The following is a 1,632-nucleotide window of genomic DNA, read 5'->3' as shown; positions in this document are numbered from 1 at the left end:
GCCAGCGGGCGGGCGGGGCCAACGGACACGGCCGGGCCAGCGGACACGGCCGGGCCAGCGGGCGGGCGAGCCGGGCCAGCGGACACGGCGGGGCCGGGCACGGCCCGGGGCCGGCTACCGCGGCAACCGGGAATCGGGCCGGTCGCTACCCGAGGCGGCCGGCGACCGGCGGCATCCGGCCGGGGAATGGGGGGAACGCGGTCGACGACTCGTGACGGTAGTCGTGCTCCAGCGCCGTGACCATCGCCTGAACGCACAACCCCCACCGTTTGCGGAGGAGCGCGTAGGTGAACCTCAGTGTGCGCCCGTTCTCCTTCGCGACCAGCAGATCGCGTTCCCGGTCGACCTCAAATGCGAGCGGATTGTCATGCCACTCCGTCCCGTCGATCTCCACGAACGTCGACGGGCCGATCTGGCCGTCGAGATTCCCGACGCCCCTCACGAACGGTTGTGGCACGAACGGGATGCCGGCGGCCAGTGCCTTGAGCCGGAATTCTGTTTCCCCGCCTGCTCCGGCGCGCCCGTCGACCTCGCTGCGCCAAGACTGCACCCGGAGCGGCGCGCGGGCGAAGATCCAGCCCAGATCATCAAGGACGATTCCGGGGCCTTTTTCCCGAGCACTGTGCAGCGCGGCATCGAGACACACGATCGCCGTGACCCGGTCGTGGTTGTTCAGAATATGCACCAGGGCTTCGTGCACGCTGGTGCGCCACACGCTGTCCCCACGCCGCTCCCACGCGTCATCGCCCCAGGTCACCCGGCACCGGACACCGTCGAGCACGTGCAGCCGTGCGCGCATGTCGGTCGGCCGCCGCAATGCCCGCGCGCCGCCGGGGACGCTCACGTGAAGCTTCCTCGTGGCCGGGGTCCAGATGCCGTAGGACTTCAGAGCGCTCAATCCGGCCAGCCGCCCGCCGATCCGGAACGCCTCGACGGCCGACTGCGGCGCCGACGGAACCGAATACCAGCCCTTGCGCACCCGCACAATCGTTCCGCGGTTCACCTCGCCGCGGAGGTGGCCATCGCTCCAGCCTCGGGCGCGGAGCGTGGCGCGCTTGACGAATAGTCCATGGCCGATGATGTCTTGGGCGAGGGAGCGCATGCCCCGGAGCCTCGCAGCGGAGACGGGCCCGCGCCGCGGCATCCGTCAGCCTGGGGACAACGCTCCGCACCCGCGGGTTGGGGAGGCCCGCCGTTCCCGTGCGCGAACCCACCGCGCTCGCCGCCCCGCCCGCGCGGCAGCGAACCTCCCGCGCGGCGATGAACGAATTCGACGGAGATTCTGGCTCAAATGGGCCAGAAAGCCGCAAATCCGGGTTGTTAGAGCAAAATCTCCGTCGAATTGGTGAGGGGCGGGGCTGCTGCTACTAGGGGATGGTGGCGAGGAACACCTCGCCGGCGCCGGCGAAGGTGAGGGTGCCCTCGTCGGGCGTGATGTAGACCGACTCGCCGCGCTTGAGGGCGACGGATGATCCGGCCCCCGCAACGAGGAATCCGCCGGCCGTGCAGATGGCGATCGCGGGCCCCGTCAGCGTGAACTGGCGCATCGGCACCGCCGGCTTCTCGCCAGCCGCGCCCGCCGCAGCGCCAGCCGCGCCCGCCGCAGCGCCAGCCGCAGCGCCAGCCACACCG

General features: G+C 71.3%; 1 protein-coding gene and 1 pseudogene. Both read right to left on the bottom strand.

What is annotated here, in order from left to right; all coding sequences use genetic code 11:
• Positions 1-145: 145 nt before the first annotated feature.
• Entirely contained in the window at positions 146-1,102 is a 957-nt protein-coding gene (locus tag E3T37_RS05830; RefSeq protein ID WP_134365874.1) for a hypothetical protein, read from the bottom strand.
• Between the two features lie 265 nt (positions 1,103-1,367).
• Positions 1,368-1,632 (bottom strand): annotated as a pseudogene (locus E3T37_RS05825) (hypothetical protein); the annotation flags it as partial.

This window comes from Cryobacterium sp. TMT2-10, from assembly GCF_004403075.1.
Classification (GTDB): domain Bacteria; phylum Actinomycetota; class Actinomycetes; order Actinomycetales; family Microbacteriaceae; genus Cryobacterium; species Cryobacterium shii.
This window is presented reverse-complemented; position numbering and strand designations above follow the sequence as displayed.